13 protein-coding genes are annotated in these 24,008 nt (G+C 43.9%); 1 reads left to right on the top strand and 12 read right to left on the bottom strand.

The window, feature by feature from the left end; translation table 11 throughout:
* Positions 1-217: 217 nt before the first annotated feature.
* The 11 genes from AC59JO_RS23200 to AC59JO_RS23150 all read right to left on the bottom strand — a co-directional run bounded on the left by AC59JO_RS23200 (position 218) and on the right by AC59JO_RS23150 (position 20,240).
* Complete coding sequence (locus tag AC59JO_RS23200; RefSeq protein ID WP_497308321.1) at positions 218-2,587, bottom strand: glycoside hydrolase family 95 protein; 2,370 nt, start codon at positions 2,585-2,587, stop codon at positions 218-220.
* Between the two features lie 179 nt (positions 2,588-2,766).
* Positions 2,767-5,106: a glycoside hydrolase family 95 protein gene (locus tag AC59JO_RS23195; protein WP_497308319.1), complete on the bottom strand. Its 2,340-nt coding sequence runs from the start codon at positions 5,104-5,106 to the stop codon at positions 2,767-2,769.
* 31 nt (positions 5,107-5,137) lie between these two features.
* The gene (locus AC59JO_RS23190) at positions 5,138-6,445 is read right to left on the bottom strand and encodes an alpha-L-fucosidase (protein ID WP_497308317.1); all 1,308 of its coding nucleotides are present in this window, start codon (positions 6,443-6,445) and stop codon (positions 5,138-5,140) included.
* Between the two features lie 100 nt (positions 6,446-6,545).
* Positions 6,546-7,775 carry a DUF4998 domain-containing protein gene (locus AC59JO_RS23185; protein ID WP_497308315.1) on the bottom strand — a complete coding sequence of 410 codons (1,230 nt, stop codon included), beginning with the start codon at positions 7,773-7,775 and terminating at the stop codon, positions 6,546-6,548.
* A gap of 27 nt (positions 7,776-7,802) precedes the next feature.
* Positions 7,803-9,041 (bottom strand): DUF5000 domain-containing lipoprotein, encoded by a 1,239-nt coding sequence (locus AC59JO_RS23180; RefSeq protein ID WP_497308313.1) that lies wholly within the window; start codon positions 9,039-9,041, stop codon positions 7,803-7,805.
* Between the two features lie 46 nt (positions 9,042-9,087).
* Positions 9,088-10,998 (bottom strand): RagB/SusD family nutrient uptake outer membrane protein, encoded by a 1,911-nt coding sequence (locus AC59JO_RS23175; RefSeq protein WP_497308311.1) that lies wholly within the window; start codon positions 10,996-10,998, stop codon positions 9,088-9,090.
* Between the two features lie 26 nt (positions 10,999-11,024).
* Positions 11,025-14,342, bottom strand: a complete 3,318-nt coding sequence (locus tag AC59JO_RS23170; RefSeq protein WP_497308309.1) for a SusC/RagA family TonB-linked outer membrane protein — start codon at positions 14,340-14,342, stop codon at positions 11,025-11,027.
* 193 nt (positions 14,343-14,535) lie between these two features.
* Positions 14,536-16,524 carry an SGNH/GDSL hydrolase family protein gene (locus AC59JO_RS23165; protein ID WP_497308307.1) on the bottom strand — a complete coding sequence of 663 codons (1,989 nt, stop codon included), beginning with the start codon at positions 16,522-16,524 and terminating at the stop codon, positions 14,536-14,538.
* A gap of 399 nt (positions 16,525-16,923) precedes the next feature.
* Positions 16,924-18,222 carry an L-fucose:H+ symporter permease gene (fucP, locus tag AC59JO_RS23160; protein WP_497308305.1) on the bottom strand — a complete coding sequence of 433 codons (1,299 nt, stop codon included), beginning with the start codon at positions 18,220-18,222 and terminating at the stop codon, positions 16,924-16,926.
* Between the two features lie 15 nt (positions 18,223-18,237).
* Complete coding sequence (locus AC59JO_RS23155; RefSeq protein ID WP_413667073.1) at positions 18,238-19,002, bottom strand: SDR family NAD(P)-dependent oxidoreductase; 765 nt, start codon at positions 19,000-19,002, stop codon at positions 18,238-18,240.
* 8 nt (positions 19,003-19,010) lie between these two features.
* Positions 19,011-20,240 (bottom strand): enolase C-terminal domain-like protein, encoded by a 1,230-nt coding sequence (locus tag AC59JO_RS23150; RefSeq protein ID WP_497308303.1) that lies wholly within the window; start codon positions 20,238-20,240, stop codon positions 19,011-19,013.
* Positions 20,241-20,460: 220 nt separating this feature from the next.
* Between AC59JO_RS23150 and AC59JO_RS23145 the strand changes: the two genes are divergently transcribed.
* Positions 20,461-21,336, top strand: coding sequence for an AraC family transcriptional regulator (locus tag AC59JO_RS23145; RefSeq protein ID WP_497308301.1), 876 nt, complete (start codon positions 20,461-20,463; stop codon positions 21,334-21,336).
* On the opposite strand, the gene AC59JO_RS23140 is transcribed toward AC59JO_RS23145, so the two are convergent.
* Positions 21,333-23,924, bottom strand: a complete 2,592-nt coding sequence (locus tag AC59JO_RS23140) for an NACHT domain-containing protein (RefSeq protein WP_497308299.1) — start codon at positions 23,922-23,924, stop codon at positions 21,333-21,335. The two genes, AC59JO_RS23145 and AC59JO_RS23140, sit on opposite strands and share 4 nt — an antisense overlap.
* Between the last annotated feature and the right edge of the window lie 84 nt (positions 23,925-24,008).

The following is a 24,008-nucleotide window of genomic DNA, read 5'->3' as shown; positions in this document are numbered from 1 at the left end:
TTTTTAATCATAACGTTTTCGTTACACAGACCAGAATTTGTTTTAATAAAGAGTTGATAGGAGGCACCTATGGAGCCAAATCTTTATTTGTTTAAGCTACAAACATGATACTCCTACGGAGTTATGGTCATAATTTTTGTTGAACTCCGGAGGAGTACCATGTTTATAGAAATTTAAGTGAACGTTTTTGGCTCCGTAGGTGCCTCCTGTTTAAAAGCTACTCCCCTCGTGCGTATTTTGTATACACTTTTTGCGCCATCACATCTTTTATCACGCCGTTTATCTTCACTTTAACCTTCCGTGGCTGAGCCGAAGTGATGCGGTAACTGGTTATTTTACCATCGTTCCATTTAAAATCGACAGTAAAATTGCCTCTTGCCCTTAAGCCTTTAACCTCGCCGGTTTGTTTCCAGTTGGCGGGTACGGATGGCAGCAGTTCAATAAAACCTGCATGACTTTGGATCAGCATTTCGGCCAAGGCGGCTGTAGCTCCAAAATTACCGTCAATCTGGAACGGTGGTCCGGCCGAAAGCATGTTGGGGTAAATACCGCCGCCATCTCCATAATTCATATTGGTGGCGAGGGTAGGGTGAATGAGGTCGGTAAATAGCTTGTATGCCCGTTCGCCGTCATGCAGTCTTGCCCACCAGGCAATTTTGTAGGCTATGGCAAAACTCGGACCGTCATCACCACGGGCTTCCAGCGTTTTTTTGCTGGCCTCGGCAAGAGCGGGGGTAGCTTCGGGCGTAATGAGCGATGCCGGGTACAAGCCGTAAAGGTGCGAGATACAACGGTGGTGCGGTTCAATTTCGGTATAATCTTCCAGCCATTCCTGGATGCGGCCATCTTTGGCTATGATACCCGCAGGCGGTAGTTTTTTGAGCTTTTCCTGCAATGTTTTACAGAATGCCTGATCCCTGCCCAGCACCTTGCCCGCAGTGATCACGTTGTTGAACAACTCACGGATGATCTGATTATCGATGGTTGGTCCCATACAAATACTGGTGTGGCGGCCGCTGCCATCTGGCATTAAAAAGCCGTTTTCGGGCGATGAGGATGGCGAGGTTACCAGCCAGCCCGTTTTAGGATCATTAATGAGCATACTGCTGTAAAACAGGGCCGAACCTTTCAGTACCGGGTAAATATCTGCCAGGTATTTTTTATCGTTGGTAAAATCATAATGCTGCCAAAGATTATCACAAAGCCAGCCTGAGCCGACCTTGCAAATTCCCCATGAGGCGGCTTCGCCGGGTTCTGTCCAGCCCCAGATATTGGTTATTACGTGAGCCACCCAGCCATCGGCATTGTAATAGGCTTTGGCTGTTTTTTCGCCGTTTTTTACCATCCCTTTTACAAGCTCGGCAAGGGGCAGGTTTAATTCAGACAGGTTGGATACTTCAACCGGCCAATGGTTCATTTGTACGTTAATGTCAAGATGGTAATCACCAGTCCACGGAGTGACTATCTGGTTAGCCCAAAGGCCCTGCAAGTTAGGTGGTAACAGGCCAATCCGGGTGCTGCAAATGCTCAGGTAGCGGCCAAACTGGTAGTACAAAACCGGCAAGGCATTATCGACTTTAGGATTGTTATGAAAGTTGGCTAACCGAAGATCGGTAGGAATGGTATCCTGGTAGCTACCACCTAAATTTACCGTAACCCGGTTAAACAGTTTTTGATAATTAACGATATGCTGCTGCTTTTCCTGGTCATATGGCTTTTTCATGGCGGCAGCCAGTATGTTAGCTGCTTTTTGAGTATAGTTAGGCTGTTTGTAGTCGGTGCCTGCCGATACATAAATGATGGCCTCGGTGGCATTTTTAATTATCAGCGAATTTTCTGTAATGCTTTGGCTGCCTCCTTTTAAACTGGCTTTTACTTTGGCCAGGTAACGCATTCCTTTGCCATTAATACCGTTATCCAACTGTCCGTACATTTCAAGCTGATTGTTTTGGGCAGTGACGGCAAAATGCTCCGGCCTGTCCATAGTAAGGCTAAGGTTTAGCATGCCGGGCTTATCTGCGGTGAGTTTAATGATGCTGATATCATCACCAAAACTGGTGAAGTATTCACGCTTGTAGGTAACGCCGTTCACCGTATAGCTGCATTTAGCTACGGCCGTGTTTACCGATAGCTCACGATGATAGTTGGTGTATTTAACATCTTTTGGATCAGTTCCGGCATAATTAAATGCTATGTTCAGGTTGCCCATGGTTTGATAACAGCCATAATTAACCCCTGCTGATCCTGGGCCTTTGCAAATAAAATCTTTATCAATGATCTCCTGTGCATCAGCATTTTTGCCCGCCAGCAATAGTGCCCGGATTTGCGGAAGCTTTTTATAAGCCTCGTAATTGTTGGCATCCTGCGGCGCACCCGACCATAGCGTGATATCATTTAGCGTGATAGTTTCTTTTTTAACACCACCATCCGGCATCATACCCAATCTGCCATTACCAAGCGGCAGTGTTTCTTCCCATTGATTGGCCGGCCGGTTAAACCAGATCTTTAATGGTTGTGATTGTGCAAGACACAGGCCGGGCCAGCAGGCCGCTATAATGTTTAGTTGGAGCAGGTACTTTTTAAACATGGGATCTCCTGTTTATAATGTTTTATTATAACTTCAAAAAATCCCCTCTTGAGAGGGGGCGTGGTGGAATGTGCGGCTGTAGGGGTGTGTTTCATCGATATTTTATTGTCGCTTAGTTAAACACACCCCTGCACCCCTCTCAAGAGGGGAATCGCACGATCCCGCTTCTTTAAGAGGATTTAGCTTTTAGCGGCCATAATGTTTTTAACCTCGCCGTTAACTTTCACTTTAACCATACGCGGGTTAGGTGAGGTTACTTTGTAAGCGGTTACTTTACCATCTTTCCATTTCATGTCAACGGTAAAATTGCCGCGGGCTTTGAGTCCTTTTACTTCGCCCTGTGCTTTCCAGGCATCGGGGATAGATGGTATCAGGTCGATAAACCCTGCATGGCTCTGGATCAGCATTTCAGCGATGCCGGCTGTTGCGCCAAAGTTGCCGTCAATCTGAAACGGCGGGCCTGCTGATAACAGGTTAGGGTATACGCCGCCGCCAGCGCCATAATTAATGTCTGTTTTGATGGTTGGCTTCATCAGCTCTTTAAACAGTTTGTAGGTACGATTGCCATCATGCAGCCGCGCCCACCATAGTATTTTGTAAGCGATAGACCAGCTTGGCCCGTCGTCGCCACGCACTTCCAACGTTTTCTTAGCGGCTTCGGCAAGTGCAGGAGTAGCTTCTGGGGTAATCTCAGATGCCGGGAATAAACCGTACAAGTGCGATACATGGCGGTGTTGCGGCTCCGTCTCTTTGTAGTCTTCCATCCATTCCTGGATGCGACCATCCTTAGCTATAACACCCGGAGGGGGGAGCTTTTTTACTTTGGCAGCCAGCGTTTTGCTAAACGCTGCATCTGTACCCAGCACTTTGCTTGCGGTTATCACGTTGTTAAACAACTGGCGGATGATCTGGTTATCAATAGTTGGGCCTACGCAGATACTGGCGTGTGTGCCATCGGGCAGATAAAAACTGTTTTCGGGCGATGACGAAGGGGAGGTAACCAGCCAGCTTGTTTTAGCATCACTGATTAGCATACTGTTATAAAACTGCGCAGCGCCTTTCAATATCGGATAAATTTGTTTCAGGTAGTTTCTATCTCCTGTAAAATCATAATGCTGCCACAGGTTGTCGCAAAGCCAGCCAGAGCCAACTTTACAAATACCCCAGGAAGCGCTTTCGCCCGGCTCGGTGAAACCCCATGGGTTGGTAATTACGTGGGCTACCCAGCCATCAGCATTGTAATAGGCTTTTGCTGTTTTTTCACCATGGGGCACCATACCTTTAACCAGGTCGGCAAGGGGCAGGTTTAATTCCGACAGGTTGGAAACCTCAACCGGCCATTGGTTCATTTCAATGTTGATATCCAGGTGGTAATCGCCGTTCCATGGAGTATGCACTTCGTTAGCCCATAAACCCTGCAGGTTCGGCGGCAGCAAACCTACACGCGTGCTGCAGATGCTCAGGTAGCGGCCAAATTGGTAGAATAAAACCGGCAGGCTTTTATCCGCGTCAGGATTATTGCGGAAAGCGATAAGCCTTTGATCTGTCGTTAATTTTTCTGCTTCTGAGGTACCAAGGTCAATGTTCACCCTGTTAAATAACTTTTGAAAGTTGGCTATATGCTGCTGTTTTTCTGATGTATAAGGCTTTTTCATGGCAGCTTTCAGTGCGCCGTCCATTTTGGTGAGATACTGCGGATTCTTAAAATCTGTACCTGCCGATACATAAATGATCACCTCGGTCGCATCTTTAATAACCAGCGAGGTTGGGGTAGTGCTTAATGAGCCGCCGGTTAGTTTTGCCTTTACTCTCGCTTTGTAAGCTACACCTTTTCCATCGGTACCATTGTCCAGCTGGCCGGTAAGATCAAGTTCGTTACCCTCAGTACTGGTAACACCACGCTCCGGCCGACTGATATTGATGCTCAGGTTAAGCATTCCCGGTTTATCAGCGCTTAGTTTTATTATATCTACATCATTATCAAAACTGGTAAAGTATTCGCGCTTGTAGGTAACGCCATTTACTTGGTAAGTAGTTTTGGCAAGGGCATTGTTTAATGAAAGCTCGCGTTCGTAATTTTCATATTTTACATCTTTATCTTCAATCCCTTTATACTGATACTTAAGATTCAGGTCTCCCAGCATCTGGAAGCAGCCGAAAGGTACGCCGCCAGATCCTTTGCCCGTGCATACAAACGATTTATCGATAATGGCCTGTGCTTCTACGTTCCTGCCGGCTGCAAGCAAGCTTCTTATTTCGGGCAGTTTTTTATAAGCCTCGTAGTTATTGGCATCCTGCGATGATCCCGACCACATCGTTATATCATTCAATACCACTTTTTCGGCAGTAACACCACCATCGGGCATCATTCCTAAACGGCCGTTACCGAGAGCAACAGTTTCTTCCCAGCGTTGGGCAGGTTGCTTGTACCAAAGTTTTAATTGTTTTGTTTGTGCGTGAGTAAACGTTGTAATACCTGTTATTATTACGGTTATTAGCAGGGGCGTTCTTTTTAGCATGTTTATGTTAATTAGGTTTTCTGTTTTTATTTTATTTACCCGCTGCAATTACAGGTATCTCCTCGGCGTTTTTGTTCAGTTCCAATACAATCACATTGCTGTTTGCATCGGGTAAAGTTTGCGGTAAATCAATGCTATAACCTGTTGTATCCTGTTTATAATTTACTTTGGTCCCGCCGAGCACATAGGCGTTGGTTATGTTAACACCCGGCATATTAGGCAATGCAATTTTATCACCTTTTTTCTGAAATACGTGCAAATAGATCTTGTTTCCCTTACGTGTAACAGCATAGTTATCATTCGGAGGATAGGGACCGCCTTTGGTACCATAGATACTTTCGCCATATTTTTTTAACCAGGCCCCCATTTGCTGCAGGGTTTCAACCTGGCGTGCTTCGATGCGACCGTCGGGCATTGGGCCAACATTAAATAGCAGGTTGCCATTGCCGGCAGCGGTTTTAACCAATGTTTGGATACATTCCTGCGCGGTTTTCATTTTGTCGTTAGGTTTCCAGGCCCATTGCTGGCAAATGGTGATGCAGCTTTCCCATGGCTCGTTCATATTAAGCTGACCAATGCGCTGCTCTGGGGTAAGGTAATCTCCTACCGATTGGTCATTCAGCTTTTCGCTCTCTTTACCCAAACGGTTGTTTACGATAACGTTGCGATCAATGCTTTTGATAAATTTATAAATCTCCTGCCCATCGGCGTTGGTCCATGGTTTTTCCCAGTAACCGTCAAACCAAAGCAGGTAGGGGTGGTATTTGGTGATGAGCTCTTTTAACTCATCCTTCATTTGCGTTTTAAAGGCTACCATATTGCCCTTTACGTTTTTGGTGCTGTCGTAAGGGTTGTGAATAGGGTAATTGGGATCGTGCCAGTCGAGCACGGTATGATAGATACAAAACAGTATACCCTGCTTTTTGCAGGCTGCAGCAAGTTCAACCACCATATCGCGTTTATAGGGTGTTTTGCTGATGCTATAGTCGGTATATGCGGATGGCCATAAAGCAAAGCCATCGTGATGTTTGGCGGTGATCACCAGGTATTTCATGCCGGCATCTTTGGCTGCTTTTACAATGGCATCGGCATTAAATAAAACCGGGTTAAATTCCTTATACAGGTTATCATAGTCATCCTGCGCTACTTCTTTGTTGCGGCTCCAGCCTATTTCGGTGCCGCGTAAGGTCACCGGCCCAAAGTGGATAAACATGCCGAAACGTTTGGTCATGAAATCATCCAAAACTGCTTTTGGGGTTTTTACGGGAATAGCCTGTTGGGCAAAGCCGATTTTGATTATAGAAAACAGGTAAAGGAAAATAATTGCCGGTTTTTTCATTAAGGTATTTTTGATGTGGATATTATTAATAGAGGTCTTCGTCTTTATAATTTTATAAGCTATGACCAGGCCGCAAGGTGGCCCGGTCATAGGAGTATTGTTATAGCAATGCGTTGTTCCAGAAGGTAAGCTCGCTCATATTGGTGTAGTTACCCTCGTTGTTTGAATTGTGTTTGATCCTGATACGGATGTAGCGTACCGGCGGCGGATTAGGATCAAAGTTTACCTTTAATGGGGCGCTGCCATCATCAGTCCTTTTGATCTCTTTAAGCAGTTTCCAGCCTTTGGAAATTGCTTCCGCAGTCCAGCCGGCATCATTGGCTTTTAAGTTGGTGGTTGCATTAGTCAGATCAGCTATGCCCCATACTTCAAAGTCATCGGGGTTGTGGCAGCAGTTACGGCCTGTTTCTTCAATGGCTACCAAGCCTTTGTAAAGAGCACCCATATCAAAAGTGATAACTACCGGCAGCGGGCCGTTACCATCACTGTGGAAAATGTTAGGGAAACCCTGCGGGCCAACACTGCCATCCCAAAGTCTGTCAATATCTGTATCTCCTTCATAAGGTTTGGCGTCATTAGTTAAATACACTTTTTTGAAAAGCTTTTTATCGCAAACAGCAACAGAATTAATGGTGGGGAAATCCTCGTAATTAGCTACATAAAATGTATCAAGAGCATTCACAGCAGGCTTGAAGGCCGATAAAAACTGGATCTTTGTATCTGCCTTATAATCTGCCAGGGTAACCGACATGCTATCGGCGCTAAGTTTTCCAAAACTTTCTTTACCAGCTTTATTGGTGTATTTTATGTTTGTGAACACATTATGGGTACTGGTATCAACTTTGAGGAAATTAAGCGTAAGCTTGCCATCGGCACTGATACCATATGGATTGCTAACGTTATAGCCTCTGTTTGACAAGCCCGATTGATAGATAGGTCCGTAAACCCTGACATTATTGATATCGAGCGGGATGGAACGGTTACCCTTGGCATCGTACGAGAAAACAGTGAACGAATAAATATACTCGTTTAAGTTTGGTACGACAACTGTTAGGCTATCTGACGGATTGTGGTTGGTAGAATTAAAAATTATCGAATCGGCCTTATTGTTCCAGTATATTACGTAGCGCGTTATGCTGGGATCGGTACTGGGGTTCCAGGTGATGGCGGCACGTAAGTTTCCGGGGCGCGAGTGTGCATTGGCCACCGTACCCGGATATTTAACTTCATGCCCGTTTAAGTACGATTCAAACTGTGTGTCTTGCTTGCTGCAACCATACAACAGGTATCCAAGCAAACAGAAAGCAGCTATTCTGACAATATTTTTCATGTTCGTTTAATCTAAATGAGTTAATACCTATTGTGGGTTACCATAAATTGAAAGCTCCATCATGTGGGCAAAGTCACCGTTCGACCAGGTGTCATGCACCATGAAGCGGAAATATTTAATCGGTGTTGAACCCGGAGAGATATTAAAATTAACCCCTGCCGCAACAAAGGCAGCATCGGCCGCATTAGTGAAGCCCGGTGTAAGGCCCGATGGCGGGTTTGGATAATGATAATTGCCGATATTAACCCAATCACCAACAATGGTTCCTACAGGAGCATAGTCCGGCAGTCTTACATCCTGCGGTGCATTAATGTTCGATCCCCAGATGCTGAAATCTTTGGGATTACCGTGCGCATAAGCATACTGATCCGGCCTTTCCCATAAAACAAAGCGGCTTAATTGTGCCGATACGCCAAGGCTGAAGGTAACCTGTATTGGCGCAGGCGCTCCCGGAGCAGTGTGCCAGCCGTTTGAGTAGCCATCGGTTTTATTATCCCAAAGATATGGCACTTCCCAGCCGTAGGCGGTAGGGCTGTCGGTAGGGGTTTTGTATACTGAAAACTTGCTCTTATCCAGTAGTGTCTCAAATATCGGGGTGAGATTAACGATAGTAGTATCTGAGATATTGCCAAACTTATCGGTTACATATACACCAAATTTTTGTGGCACCGCCGGATAGCCCCTTATGGAGTAGTTAATGGTATCAACTTTGGTATAATGCTGATCCACAACCTCCAATGCCTGGGTTGATTTATCGAAGGCCAGTAAAATTACGCCTATATCTTTTTGATCAGGGTTCATGGCTTTGATATTTACACCGCCAAAATCAGATGTGATGGTTAATGTCGGCTTTATCAGCTTATAAAAAGGAGTATCAGGATGTACCTTAACAATCAGCGGATCAGATTTTACGTTAGCCCGGCTTACCGAATAAAGTGTCACCTCGTACTCCTGGCTTTTGGCAAAACCGTCAACCGTAACCGTGTCTGAGTAATAGCTCGATTTGGTTTGACGGGTGGTTTTATCGTTGATGCGGTATTCGGCCTGCACATATAGCAGGTTATCTGAGTTGGGCAAATCATAAGTGATATAAGCACCGCCGTTAAAGTTTTTAACCTTTACGTTGGTAACCGAGGCGGGCTTGCTCAAATCGGTCGAAACCTCCTTAACGTACCCGTCGTTCTTTTTGCATGAATTTAAGCACGCCATAAACAGTACCGCCGCAAGCGCCAGTGCCGTTACCGAATAATTTTTAATGCGTTTCATAATTCCTATTTATATTGAATTAATTCATTTTGAGTTGAAGGGACGCCTACCAGTAAGTAGTTTGCACCAAATTGTTGTTAACGATCAGGTCGTTGTCCTTTATTGGCCAGAAATAGTTTTTTAACCCGAAAACAGGTGTTAACACGGTATGTGGCCTGTAATAGTTACCGGCTTCAGATTCGTATATATTCCAGCCCTGCAGCGGTACGCTCAATACACTTTGTATCTCTTTCCAGCGGCGAAGGTCCCATCCGCTTTGCGCCTCAAAACAAAGCTCAATGCGGCGCTCGCGGTGTATGATATCGCGTAAACCTTCTTTAGTTGTTGGCTTGCCAGGGGTTTTTGAATAGGTTGACCATGACTCCAATACGCCTTTTAAACCTGCCCTTGCCCTTACTTTGTCAATGTAATTGTATACATCGGCGGTTGGGCCGTTTACCTCGTTCAGGGTTTCGGCATATAAAAGGTATAAACCGGCCAGTCGCATTAACGGTAGGTGATATTCAATAGACTGAAAACCATCGTCATAAACGGAAAGATAGTTAGCTAATTTTTTAGGCCAGTAACCAGTGATGTTAAGCGTGTTCAAGTCTTTTGGACCTGCCAGTGAACCTGAACCTCGAGCCTCAACATGATAGGCCTGGTCCTGGTTGTAAATGCCGTTACCATACCAGATACTGCCATCGAATGCAATGTTGGCGTAAAAGCGGGTTTCGCGGCCGTAGTGCTCATTAACAGTGGTATAGCCCTGGGCTATATAATATTTATCGGCATCCCCCGCTGTTTTAAGTGCGAAACGGTTAGTATAATCATAGTTTTTATCCTCGGTTAACGGTACCCCGTTGGCTGTATAAAAAAGCTCCTGCGTTGAAATTGGAACGGCAAACGTTGATGGATTTGAGAAGATATTAACTGCCGATTTTGGCGTTAATCTTGGCGTTGCGTAACCCTGGCATGGAAAAGTTGGGTTTAATGCCCAGATCAGCTCGGGGTTTACATCCCATTTTTCGGTAACCGCGTTTTGAATAGTTAGCTCGTTACGTAACTGAGCTGAAAGAGATCCAACCGTAGGCGGCGCAACAAAGGTATAAAGCTTAAGCCCGTTGGCTTCGCAGGCATCAATGGCTGCCTTACAGGCATCAGCCGCTCGTTTCCATTTCTGCGGATCGACAGTGCTTGAAAACAGCGCCTGGCCATCTTTGTTTTTCATGCTGGCATAATCGGGGTTGCCGTTAAATAAGGGGCTGGCCTGGGTGGCTAACATTTCGGCTTTAATTGATAGCGCCGTTAACTGGGTAATACGGCCAAGCTCTTTTGCCTGGTTGGTGATAACCGGCGGCAGGTCTGGAATAGCCTCATCCAGTAACTGTACGCAATAGTTAAATACCGAATCAACCGGCGAGCGTTTTACCCTTACCTCTTCGGTGCTGGCCGTAATGTCGATATTGGTCTTTACCAATGGTACAGGGCCATATAAACGGCACAGGTAGTAATGATAATATGCTTTAAGGAATTTTACCTCGGCAATCCATCTTGCTTTTTCAGATGGCGAAAGATCAACAGGCTTGTCAATGTTTTCGAGCATGATGTTACATCTGCGGATAGAACGGAATAGTGCCTGCCCGCCATTTTCACCATCCCACCAGTTTACACCAGGGCTGCTGCTGTTTTGCGTGCCGCGGATCAGGTTAAACCCATTTTCATTAAGTGGGTGATTGGTGAGGTTGTTTGGATAAATGATCTCTGATGATGTTGTAAAGCCTATGTTTGAAGTAGGGTCATAAAATTGCTGTAAGGTTGCATAGCAGGTAAACAGGTAGTTTTCGGCCTCGTTACGGTTCCTGAACGCGTACTCAAGGGTACCGGTGTTATCAGGCGTTACATCAAGATATTTTTTACATGACGCGCCCGAAACCAGGAACCCAACCAGTAATAAAAGTTTATAATATTGTTTCATAATACTAAGTATTGATCTGTAAAAAATTATAGGTTAACGTTTATGCCTAAGTTGAATACCTTTTGTATAGGGTAGGCAAAGCCGTTACCGCCAAGCTCAGGGTCCCAAAGTTTAAAGGCGCTCCAGGTATACAGGTTTAAGCCGTTAAAGTAAATGCGGCATTTGCTTACGTTTAAGCGCTTTAAAATAGATGGCGGCAATGAGTAACCAATCTCTATCGATTTAAGCCTCAGGAAACTGCCGTCGCGCATCCACCAGGTGCTGTTTTGGCGGTTGTTTTCGATCTGGTTACCGGTTACACCTAATCTTGGATAGGTAGCATAAAGGTCCTGGTTTTCCTCGCTCCAATGACTGTCGGCAAACGCCTTGATCAACTGAGTATTACCGTATATATATGGGTCGGGACTTTGAATGAACGGACTGGTACGGTTAGGGTCGATAAAGAACGACACACGTGCCTGGCCCTGGAAAAAGCAGGAGATATCAAAATTTTTAATACCTGCCGATAAACCGTAACCGTATACAATTTCGGGTACCGTTGGATAGCCGATAAAGGTTTGATCTGCGCCATCGATTTTACCGTCGCCGTTTAAGTCGCGGTATTTGATATCGCCGCCACCCGGAGGAATGCCGTTGGTTGAAAAGATCTGTGAAGGAGAGTTCTTTGCTTCGTTATCGTCAACAAATAAGCGTTCAGCAATGTATCCGTACTGACGATTTATTTCCTGGCCTTTATGGTAGCGGTAGGCTTCCTTGTACTGCGGCTCTTCGTAGTTTCCATATTTACTGCTGGCAAGGGTGAAGTTACCACGGCCCTGCAGCCAAACATCTTTGTTTATAGTCGCCTTATAATCCATTTGAAGGTCGATACCTTTGGTATCAGCAGTACCTATGTTGGCTGTAACATTGGGATTGCCGTATTGATCAAGTGCCTCAAGACCAAGTGTTGTAGGCAGCGAAGTACGTGTTTGAAGAATGTTGTAACGGTGGTATTTATAAACCTCGGCTACTACATTCAGGTTTTTAAACATAGTAAACTCAAGACCAAGGTTTAGCTGGCGCGATGTTTCCCAGGTTACGTTAGGATTTTCATAGTTGTTGATGTAAACACCGTTGCGGGTATAGCCATTATAAGTACCAAATGTGGCAGGGTTGCCGCCGTTAAGGTTAACATCCGACAGGAAGAAGAAACGTTGTGAGCCAATGGCGTCATTACCTACCAAACCATAGCTGGCCCTTACTTTCATGCGGGAGATAACATCATAAAGTCCCGATCCCCAGAATTTCTCGTCAGATACGATCCATGAACCACCGATAGTAGGGAAGAAGCCAAACCTGTGATTGGCCGAAAAACGCTCGGTTCCGTTGTAGCCGAAGTTAAATTCCAGGAAGTAACGGCTTTTAAATGAATATGTGGCACGGCCTGCGAGGGTTAGGTTACGGTAAGGCAGCGAGTATTGAAGGGTTGGCCGATCAAGTACCGGATCTTTCGCTGCAGAATAAACTGTTTGCTGGCGTGTACCGATCAACGATGCACTCAGGTTATGATCGCCAAAGGCGTGATTGTAATCCAATACACCCTGAAAATAGATATACGTATTCAGGTTATCAGTGCTCGGGTCGCGGTAATAGCTCAGGTACTCAGTGGCTACGTTGTTGCCGGTTGGCTGCGGGTTAAGCCAGGTTAACGTGTACTGGTTAGTGGCCTTATCGTAGGTATTCACATTATAATAAAATGGAGAATACCCCATTTGTGACTGGAAGTAGGAATACCTGTTGGTATGGAATAAACCATGAAAGTTAAGCCCGTCGGTTATGAAATTCAGTTTTTGGTTTAACTCCAACTGGGCCGATAGCCTTGATTCTGAATAGTTTTTATGGCCGCGCAACAAGGCTGCATATGGGTTATTGTATGCGATGGCATTTGATGCAGAGCCTGCGTTGGCAGGTGCGGCGTTACCAAACAAGATATGCTTAACATCGCGGTTAGCCGAGTCGGCAGGGAAATATGCAGGGAACAATACCGGGCTGGTATGCACGGCAACGTTATACAAATCGGTAGAGAAGGAAGCATCAGCAGTAAGAGGGCCGTTATACTCATTGAATGAACCAGCAAGCCTTACAATAAGTTCGGTGCTTTTACTTAAGTTGATATTAACGTTTGAACGCAGTTGGTAATTTTCAAACTTTACGTTGTTGTTGTTATTGTTGGCGATGTCCTGGCGCAGGATCCCGTGGTCAACATTGTATGAGCCTGATACATAATAGCGGGCTACATCGCCGCCGCCGCTTACGCTCATATCGGCGCGCTGGGTAGCGGTACGTTTTTTGAAAAGCATATCCAGCCAGTCGACAGCGGGGTAAACGTATTTATTGCTGCCGGGCGCATTGCTAAGTGTTGCTTCGGTATTTAATATTTTATTTTGAGAGAAGGGGAGCGGGCTTAACGGGTCGCGGGTGATGGTGGCTTCATTAAACAGCTTCATGTAAGTGATCGGGTCGGCAAGCTGCAGTGTTTTGGCCGATTGCGAAATGGAATTTTCCACCCGCACATTGATCTTAGCCTTGCCAACTTTACCTTCTTTTGTGCTTACCAAAATTACGCCGTTGGCACCACGCGCACCGTAAAGCGCAGTAGCGCTCGCATCTTTCAGTATCGAAAAGCTGGCGATGTCATCAACCTGCAAACGGGCAAGATCGGATGTGGAAAGCTCAACGTTATCGATCAGGATAAGCGGATCCTTTTTATAGCCGAAAGTAGTTACACCACGAATAAAGAAGCTGGAATTATCCTGCCCCGGCTGGCCGCTTGGTTGAAAGGCGATGATACCTGCCACCTGGCCGGCAAGCGCATTGGTTAAGTTACTGGCGGGTATTTTCAGGTCGGCGGGTTTAACGGTTGTTACCGAGCCTACTACAGCTTCCTTGCGTTCTTTTTTGCCATAGGCTAATACCACAACCTCATCAAGGCCGCGTTTTGATTCTTTAAGTACGATGTTTACAACCAGTTTACCTGCCGAAACGGTAAAGGTTTGATCGATAAAAGTTACGTACGATACTTTAAGGATAGTACCGGGCTCGGCATCGATCACAAATTTGCCGTTAACATCGGTAGTAGTGCCCAGGTTTTTGCGGTTGATAGCCACAATGTTGGCACCTGCAATTTTACCGCCCAGTGTGTCGGTCACGAGGCCGGTAATAGTTACCTTACTTTGTGCGTGAGTAAATTGTGCCGGGCAAATAAAGCACAGCAGTAATAATACAAAGCAATAAAAACCCGGTGCAGGCTTGTGAGACTGTCTAAGCTCCCGCCGGGTTTTGATCCGTTGGTAAAATTCTTTCATAAAAATTGGTTTGATAATGGTTCTTTATTTTTGAGATTTGGTTGATGGGTTTATTGGTTTGGGTGCCATTTAAATGCGCAAATGGTAAAAGGTTTTTCCAGTAGTAAAAGGTTTCATCATTTTTTAAATATGTTAAGTTGACAATTAAAAGTTTTGAGCTGCGTTTACAGCATATCGCTGTTCTTTAAAAAAATCAATTGGTTAAAAAATAGATTAGCTGGCACGTGTTCCCCTTGCTGTTTTTATTCTTATCGGTGTCAATTTTCAGGCTCAGCGTGTGCGGGCCTTTTTTTAGGTCGGTACTAAAGGTTACATACCAGGGCAGGTAGATCCATGAGCTGAACTCTGTGTACAGGTCCATTTTTTTCTCAGCACCGCCGTCAATGCTGTAGCTGATAATACCCGCATCCGGGCCTGATACAATGGCCATTCCAATAGCGGTGCCGGTAAATGGCAGCGTTAACGATGAGCCCGGTTTTGTGCCAATAAGCATCGGTTTGTGTACAAAACCCTGGCGGGTGCTCAGGTTATTGTTTGGTGCCCAATCGGGGTTAATGACCCAGCCGTTCAAATTTTTTGCATTTTGAATGTTGTAATAATGGCCATTGTTCAGATTAAACGCGTTGACCGGTTTGGGCAATGGATTGGCTTTAGACACGGTTGCCTGCTGTTGGTCAAAGCATGAATTAAGCAGGCTTTTTATTGTGGCAAAGTAAAGTTCCTGCCCATAAATAGCCGGGTGAAGGTTTTTAAAATCATATTCCCATGAAAACTCATGGTTATTAAGCTTATCAGTAACTTCTTTAGCCAGGTTGATGGATGGTAAGCCGTAATGCTCTGCGATCAATTCGTGATTTTTGATTTGCAGCGGGGTTTTACCATTGTTATAATCCCTGATTTTATCAGGATCAACAAATGACATCATGACAATGTCCATTTGAGGATTGGCTTTTTTTGCATGCCTTACAATTCCTTCCAGGGCCCGTACTTCGGTAAGGCTGTCCAGCCCGTTCACGTTATCGTTTACCGCGGCTTCAACAAACATCAAGTCAACTTTGCCCGAATCAAGTACGTCCCGCTGTAAACGGAATGCATGCGGCACACTACCTAACGAGGGGATCCCGGCCTGTATAAAGTGAAAACTGGTTGAAGGAAAGTGTTCGGTAAGGTAGCGGCTTATCTTTTCGCGCCAGCCGGGGTTATATGTAATTGATCCGCCTAAAAAAGCTATAGTAGCTTTTTTGCCCGCATTGAATATATTGAGGCTGTTAGTAAGGCCTTTACGGGAAATAAAATAATCGGCATACGGCAATGTCTTTTTTACAGGATAGCTGTAGCCCATGATCATATTGGCCCAATGTTCGGGATGTTCAATAGGGAAGTGGTGTCCGTCCAACTCCTGCGGACCGGCAGTTACCGGGTATATCATCATCGGCCCGCCTAAAGCGGTATAGCGTTGAGCAAGAATGTTGGTGTTTTCGGCATTGGGCACTACTTTATCATTGATACCTATGATATGGATAACCGGTACCTTAAAAGCAGCAAGGCCATCAAGGTTATCAACAGGGTTGTCTTTATAATCAAGCGCTTGTTGTTCGGTAATGTGATACGCCTGTTGCAGCTGTTTCCATAAGCTGGAATCGCCCGGAGCACCTAACTTGCCACCTGGCCAGCTTTGAATATTGCAAACGGGGGCTTCATTATAAATGCAGCTAATTTTATCAGGGTTGCGTTTGGCCCAACCATATACATATAAACCGCCACGACTAACGCCTTCAAGGGCAACTTTAGTTGCAAAAGCTTGCTTGCCGGTTAAATATTGATAAAAAAAATCCCAAACCTGCAAAGCATAGGGACTGCCGTATTGATCGTCAACATTTATGAAAGCTACATGAAAGCCTTTGGTTAGCAGGATACTATCAATGTCAGTATGCCAATCAGGAAAGGAGGCCCGCCACACCCATGGATTACCTTCAAGCGCCTTTTTAGGATTTACATAATAAGCTTTGTGAGGGCCTATGGTGATATTGATCCGTTCAAATCCTTTCCAGCTATCGTTAGCTGTATGTTGAACAGTATATACGGCTGGGGCATTGCCCGCACCGTCATTTTCATGATTTTGTGCAGAGGCAATACCGGCCGTGAACCCAAATAATAGCGTAATAAGTAAAGTTTTAATCATTCAGTATTGGTTATAACAATCCCACTTCAAAAACTTCGTCCTTTTTTTGGATTGCGGTTTCTGATTAAAAAAATATTATGTAAACCTTAATTGCTGGCGTTTATAATTAAGATAAAAATATGGAGGGCATTGGCAATAAATTGCACTTAAATTGATTTGTTTCGATACTATTTTGACATTGGTTTTTGGGTTTTGAGTAAAAAACGCATTGCTGAAACAATTTAGTTGTATTAAGTGTAGTTTTCACAACAAAATAATATTGAAAAGGACAAAAAGTTGCGCAATATGGTATTGGTTGTTTTGTTAGTTCCACTGCTGATGGTTCATGGCAGCATCCAGTGGAGTGAAGGTTCAGAAACTTACGAAGTTTTTAAAACTTCGTAAGTTTAACAGGTGGGTTTAATGTCCTATTGCTGTCAACAGTGGTTCTTCGGGCCCGTCCGAATAAGTTTTGTTTTTTACCACATAGCCTTTAACCCCGTAAAATAGTACGTATACATAGCAAGCGAGCGGCGCAATGAATGCTATTTTGATACCTGAATGGTCTGATATCAAGCCCATTATTGGTGGGATAATAGCTCCGCCTACAACACCCATAATGAGTAATGACGAGGCTACTTTGGTGTAGTCACCTGTGTTTTTGATGCTGAGCGTAAAAATAATGGGGTACATCACTGAAGTAAACAGCCCCACTATCGACAGTGAAATTATGGATACATAGCCACCCGTAAGTACCGATACTAATATCAGCGTAAACGCACCTATACTGCATAAGGTAAGCACTTTATTGGGTTTTACCTGCTTAAGCAAAAATGCTCCCAGCAGGCGCCCGGCTAAAACCAGTGCCATATAAAGCGTGATAAATAAGGCCGCTTTTTGCTCGGTAATGCCGGCAATATTTAATGATTTTGTATACCGGATAATGAAACTTACCACGCCAACTTCGGCACCTAAATAGGCAAAAACCGCTAATACGCCAAGCATAGTATGCCTGAATTTAAATACTCCCGATAGTTTTTGGCGATTATTACCCTCGTGTATAACCGGCAATTTTAAAAAGTAAAGTACTAAACATAAGGCTATAAACAATCCCGCCAGCGTTAGGTAAGGAGGAATCACCAGATGCGCTTCGCTGCTTAAAAACGACTTAAGTTGCTCTGGATTAAAAGATTGGATGAGGTTTTCCGGGATATCTTTTTCATGCAGCAAAAATTTGGAGCCGATGAATGGCCCTATGGTAGCCCCCATGGAACCAACGGCTGCCGCCAGGCTTAACCGGCTTGAAGCATGATCCGGATCGCCAAGTTTTGAAATATAGGGGGTAGCGGTAACCTCCAGTATAGCAAAGCCCGATGCCATGGTAAACAATGCCAGCAGGAATACCGGATAAAACCTGGTTGTGGCAGCCGGATAAAATATGGCTGCCCCTATAGCTGCCAGGATAAGGCCCGTGAGCATTCCAGCCCTGTATCCCATTTTTTCAATGAAACGCCCCGCAGGTAAGGCCATCAAAAAATAAGCCCCAAAAAATGCCGACTGGATCAGTGACGATTGCAGATCGGTTAGCTGGCAGGCCCGTTTAAGATGTGGGATAAGTACGTCATTGATGTTGCGGCTCAAATTCCAGAAAAACATCAGGCTCATTACTATCAGCAGAGGCGCCAGATACTTTGATGCATTACCGTTGGTTTTGTTCATGGTTAATATCTTGTTTTATCGTCTGTATCCCAGTTCGGCGCCACCGCTTACGGGCATAATGCAGCCGGTTACAAACCGGGCCGCGTCCGAAAGCAGGAAAACTGCGGCATCGGCCACTACATCACCCTCGGGGCAGTAACCTAAGGCATGGATATCATTCAGGTATTTCTCTATCGATCCGGGATCAGGCTGTTCGGCCGCCCATTGTTTAAGTAAGGGTGTCCATACACCGGCAGGCGAAACGGCATTTACCCTGATGCCATATTGCGCATAATCAAGTGCCATTGATTTGGTAAGCGCATTGATGCCGCCCTTTGTTGCGGTATAGGCAGCATGCAGGCTTTGACCGATATCGCCGGCCATACTGCTGGTATTTAAAATGCAGCCTTTTGATGCTTTAAGTAAATCAATACCGTATTTGGTTGTCCAAAACAGGCTTTTGAGATTAACATTCATCAGAGCATCCCATTCATCCTCTTCGGTTTCGTCAACAGGTTTTGAGGGATGCGCAATAGCTGCATTGTTATGAATAGCATCAAGTTTGCCATAATGTTTCCGTATCGCGTCAAAGGCTGCTTTTACATCGGCTGCCTTTGATACATCGCCGGGAATACCTTCATGGCTGCCACCAAAACGGTCAAGTGTTTTGTAAAGGGCCCGTTCATTTACATCCATTATAAAAACAGTTGCCCCCTCACGGATGTAAGCCTCAGCGCAGGCCAGGCCAATGCCCGATGCACCTCCGGTAATAAATATTACTTTGTTTAATAATTGGTCCATTTTGGGTTTTAGCTGGTTACAAGGTCGCTGCTGTTGCCTGCTTCGGCAGGTACGGCATAATAGCCCCCGCTAATATTGGCCGGATTTTTAAAATATTTGGCCAAATGCGGTATATGTTCCAAAAATAAGTTTTCGTGCCCAATAGCCACATGGTTAAATAATACCAAATGCTGATGGATCTGCCCCATATCACCTACATGCGGCACCACCGGGATATTGAATTTTTTTGCCAGCAGGCTTATCGTCAAAAATTCGGATACGCCACCAACACGCACGCAATCAACCTGGCAAAAATCCATGGCCCTGGCCTGCAAAAAGTTTTTAAAGATGATCTTATTGGGGATATGCTCACCCGCTGCAATTTTAAGCGGAGCAATTTCCCTGGCCAGCGTTTGATGGGCCAACACATCATCGGGGTGGGTGGGTTCCTCTATCCAGTAAGGGTTTATGCTACTCAGTTCTTTACAAATGGAGATCGCCTGCGGCAGGTTCCATTTTTGGTTAGCATCCAGCATAATGGTTGTTTTATCCCCTGCTTCGGCCCTAACCAGCTTTGCCCTGCGGATATCGCGCTGCGGATCATTGGAGCCTACTTTTAACTTCATGGCTGTAAAACCGCGGTCAATGGCACGTGCCACGTTCTCTTTGATCTTCTCATCGGAGTAGTTAAACCAGCCTACTGATGTATCGTATGCTTTATAGCCTGTTTGCAAAACGCCATTGCGTAGTAAGCGGCCCGAAAAATTCCCGCTTAAAATGTTTTCGGCTTCTTCAGCGGTTAACACATCTTCAAGGTAATTGAGATCAAGTGTAGCTATTAATTCTTTCGGGCTCAAATCGAGCAGAAGCTTCCAAAGCGGTACCTGGCGGCTTTTGGCCCAAAGATCGAAGCATGCGTTTACTATAGCTGCCAGTGCCAGCTGCATGACGCCTTTGTGCGGCCCCAGCCAGCGGTAAGTGGGCGAATCAAGTATTGACCGGTAAACCGAACCGAAATCGGCCATGAGTTCCTCAATTTCGCGTCCTTTTAATGTTTCAGAAAGGTATTGTATGGCTTTGCATACCAGGTCGTTACCGGCACCGAGGGTAAAGGCTAAACCAATTCCTTTTACGCCGCTATCAGTATGCAGTTCGCAAATGGCATAGGCGTATTGCGTTGAATCGTTTACGGCATCGGAGCCGGCGCCATTGCCTAAATTAAAACGCTTGTCGGTAACTTCAATTTTATTAATGTACATGTAAGTAAATATATTTTGCAAATAATTTCAGGCTGTTCTCAATAGCAAAGCCTTGATGAAAATCTTGTTTCCTGTGTTTATAAATCGGTTTATTATATCTTTTGGGGTAAGGTATAATGCTGTAAAATTAGCTCGGTTTGATTTTTTACTTTCACTTTAATTGGCAACTTTCAATAGTATTTTTGCTTATGTTTAGTTTTTTTTATGAGATCCTGTTAAAATGAAACCAATTTTAGCTGTTCTGTCTGATGGTGTACAGTCAGATGACCTGTTTGTTGCCCGCGAAGTAAAGCTTCCTTTTTTTTCAAGTGAGTTTCATTTTCATGAAGAATGCCAGTTAGTGCACATCGTAAAAGGTTCGGGTAAACGCATCATCGGCGACCTGGTTGATTATTTTGAAAGCGGGGAGCTTATCTTTCTTGGGTCAAATATTCCGCATGTTTGGCACAATACACAGGAGCAAACAAATGAAGATGCTCCTGAACCCTATGCGCACTCGCTATCCATTCATTTCAATCCGGCAAAATTGCTTATGCACCTCTCTGCATTTGGTAATATCCGTAAAGTCGAATCCTTTTTAACTAAGGCCCAAAGAGGGGTGGAGCTGAACGGCAAAAGCCGCGAACAGGTGGTAAAGCTAATGTACCGGATACTGCAACTGGATGGATTGCAAAAGATCATCACCCTGCTCGAGATTCTCAATATTATGAGTTCGGATACCGAGTATAGCCTGCTTGCCAGTATTAATTATATCAACTATTATCAATATCATGACAGCAAGCGTATGGACCAGGTGTTTAAATATATCTTTGATAATTTCAGAGAGGATATCTCGCTCAATACAATTGCTGATGTAGCTAATATGAACACTTTTGCATTTTGCAGGTTTTTTAAGGCCCGAACCCAAAAATCATTTACCCAGTTTGTAAATGAAACAAGAATAGGCTATGCCTGTAAGCTGCTGGGCAATAAAGAAGCCAGCATTACAGATATAGCCTATGAATGCGGTTTTAATAATGTATCAAACTTTAACCGCTTTTTTAAAGTGATCAAAAAAGTAAGCCCGCGTCAGTACCGGAGCCAGATCTTATCTTAATTCTGGTTTACAGTAAAACTTTTTAACCTGTTCGATGAATTATTTACCGGTACAGTCTCGGCCCATTTAATTTCATCGTTCATAAAATGCTCTGTACGACAGCCATTATTCCGGATGCTTTTTATAAAATCAAAGTACAGGTCATTAAATACATATACGTTTTCTTTTAAAATAGCATAATTACTAAGTATAAAACCAAGCGTATTAACCTTCACTATGATCTGTTTTGAATCGTCGCATAATTTAATAAGGTTTTTAATATTGTTAACAACAGCAAGATGATTGCTTACCGGCAGTGCCAGTTTTATTTTTAACCCCTCATAAAGTACTTTCATAAATGTTGTAAAGCCGCCATCCTGCTCGCTGTATGTATGACTTATCTCATTAAAAATATCCCTTGCCTTATGTTCATAGCCCGATGCCAGATACGACTCGGCCATAATTGTTTTTAAGATAAATGAATATCCCATAGAACCCTTGTGCACTTTATTTAATCCATTAATGAACTTGGCCGCTTTGTTGTGCTTTTGACAAATTGTTGAGGTGTATAAGGCCAGCAGGTAAACCACTTCGGTAAAACCCCTTGATACCCCTGTACTTTGAACCGGGTTGAAGTAAAATTTGGTTATCTCGGTTAAAGCCTCTTTTTTGATAATACCATATTTCAGATAAAACAGAATGGTTTCGATACAGTTTACCGGGTTTACAGGCAAATTCTGTAAAGCTGTTAAGTTATACTGCTTTAAATCGGTAAGGTGCTTTTCGATCTTTATTAAATCAAGCTGCATTACGGCAATAGCAGAAAGGCAGGTTTTTATCAATATTTGTTGTTGGGTTGACAGCCGGAAATTCAAAAACGTTTCGAGCACTTCTTCATAAGCTACATCAATAAACTCAAGACTGATAAAATAGTTAAAGAAATCCTCGCTGCATACCTGTTTAAACAAATCTTTCATCCGTTCGGTCATGTGTGTATTTACATGCTGAATTTTAAGCAATTCGCCAATGAAGCTTATGATCTCAGATTTTTCGTTTGGAAGCAGTTGTACGTTAAGCAAGGCTTTGAGGTCAAATTTATAATCCTTATGCACAGCGTTATAAATAAACCATTTTATGATAGGGAGCTTTTTATCGCGGGTAAATACCAGATCGGTTAAGTTTACGAGATTATCGTCAAATACATAGTTATTATTGTACATGAGGATCATAGCTAGGGCGTACTCAAGGGTAGCTTCATCAATCATTTTAACAATGAAGTTCAGCTTGTTTTCGCGCGACAGGTTTAACTCCTCAATAATGCCTGCGCTAAGCATTTCCTGGTAGGCAGATCCGTATTTTTTGATGAGCTCGTATACCCTGATCTTGCTAACTTCATACACCCTGTTGTCGGTATCCATTTGATTGATGATGCCTGTAATCAGTAGTACTTTTTCAATAGCATAATGTCCTTTATAAACATTATGATAATAGTTTGCACCTACAAGATCATAATAGGTAAGGTCATTAAAATGAGTTAAACTAAAGTTATCAGTGTAGCGTTGGTAATAGTATTGAAAGTATAATGGATGGCTTAGTTTATCAATAATAGGTAAAGTTATATCATGGGTAATATTGGGGTTTATATTATCACAAAGTTTTTTGATTTCTTCAGAAGTGAACAGCGGCACATTAAGTTTTTGATTAGTATCCATCATAAAACCAGTAAACCATATGTCGGGTTTTGCTATAATATCTTCCCTGAAATTGCTCCAGGTAGATGAACGCATGGTTAGTATAACCTTAAACCATGCATATTTGTGATACATAGCTATAATATCGGCCAATTGATTAAATACAGTTTCGAAAGTATTATTTCTGAAATGAAATTCGTCGAAACCGTCAATAATCAATATAAACCGTCCGTTAAAATCTTCAGCTATTTCGGCCAGATCTTCCAGGTCATCATCGGGCGACAGTCCGATAAGGCCCATCAACCAGTGATTAAGGTGAATATTTTGAAGAGATGAATTGAGTGTGTTCCCGTTAAAAAACAATATCAGGTCCTTTTCATCCTTTTGCATATTGGATTTTATCAAATCTTTAACCCAATGGCATAACCCGATTGTTTTGCCATAACCAGCTGGCGCTGTAAAAACGGTAGCCGTATAAGGTTGCTGCATAAATATGGACAATTGGTCGTCGATAAACTTTCGCGGCGTGGTGTATTGAAATGGTATGCCAGAGTGATTAACCTGGGTTTGTAAAGTGAAATTGGTAATGCGCTCGGCTTTGGCTGTTACCTTGCCGGGTTTATGGGCATGATCCTCTTTTTTGACAATCGTTTTTTGTGTGCTTTGGCAAAATGCATCCCATCCGGTGTAACCGCAAAACTCGGCAAGTGCATTCATCGTGAATAATGATGGGGTAAACTTGCTGTACGCAAATCCAAAGATCCGTTTCAACGTGGTTTCACTAATGCTTTTTTGAGTTTTATTAAATAACATTAATGACAAGGCCCGGCAGTCGGCAGGGGTAATATAAGCCATGCCGGCTTTTTCGGTCAGTTCTTTTTTTAACAGATCAAAATGATAAGTCGAAAATAGATGCATTGGTAAAGGTTTAAAAGTGAATATTATTAACCACTAAGTCAGTCAAAACATAAGTCAGTTAAAACAAAATAGCACTAACACAAT

Source organism: Mucilaginibacter sp. A5337, assembly GCF_059690695.1.
The sequence above is the reverse complement of the archived record's forward strand: the minus strand, read 5'-3'. Positions and strand labels throughout refer to the sequence as shown.

Bases quoted from the DNA above. Each gene is read 5' to 3' on its own strand.
- AC59JO_RS23200 (WP_497308321.1), bottom strand. From the start codon at position 2,587: ATGTTTAAAAAGTACCTGCTCCAACTAAACATTATAGCGGCCTGCTGG.
- AC59JO_RS23195 (WP_497308319.1), bottom strand. From the start codon at position 5,106: ATGCTAAAAAGAACGCCCCTGCTAATAACCGTAATAATAACAGGTATT.
- AC59JO_RS23190 (WP_497308317.1), bottom strand. From the start codon at position 6,445: ATGAAAAAACCGGCAATTATTTTCCTTTACCTGTTTTCTATAATCAAA.
- AC59JO_RS23185 (WP_497308315.1), bottom strand. From the start codon at position 7,775: ATGAAAAATATTGTCAGAATAGCTGCTTTCTGTTTGCTTGGATACCTG.
- AC59JO_RS23180 (WP_497308313.1), bottom strand. From the start codon at position 9,041: ATGAAACGCATTAAAAATTATTCGGTAACGGCACTGGCGCTTGCGGCG.
- AC59JO_RS23175 (WP_497308311.1), bottom strand. From the start codon at position 10,998: ATGAAACAATATTATAAACTTTTATTACTGGTTGGGTTCCTGGTTTCG.
- AC59JO_RS23170 (WP_497308309.1), bottom strand. From the start codon at position 14,342: ATGAAAGAATTTTACCAACGGATCAAAACCCGGCGGGAGCTTAGACAG.
- AC59JO_RS23165 (WP_497308307.1), bottom strand. From the start codon at position 16,524: ATGATTAAAACTTTACTTATTACGCTATTATTTGGGTTCACGGCCGGT.
- fucP (WP_497308305.1), bottom strand. From the start codon at position 18,222: ATGAACAAAACCAACGGTAATGCATCAAAGTATCTGGCGCCTCTGCTG.
- AC59JO_RS23155 (WP_413667073.1), bottom strand. From the start codon at position 19,002: ATGGACCAATTATTAAACAAAGTAATATTTATTACCGGAGGTGCATCG.
- AC59JO_RS23150 (WP_497308303.1), bottom strand. From the start codon at position 20,240: ATGTACATTAATAAAATTGAAGTTACCGACAAGCGTTTTAATTTAGGC.
- AC59JO_RS23145 (WP_497308301.1), top strand. From the start codon at position 20,461: ATGAAACCAATTTTAGCTGTTCTGTCTGATGGTGTACAGTCAGATGAC.
- AC59JO_RS23140 (WP_497308299.1), bottom strand. From the start codon at position 23,924: ATGCATCTATTTTCGACTTATCATTTTGATCTGTTAAAAAAAGAACTG.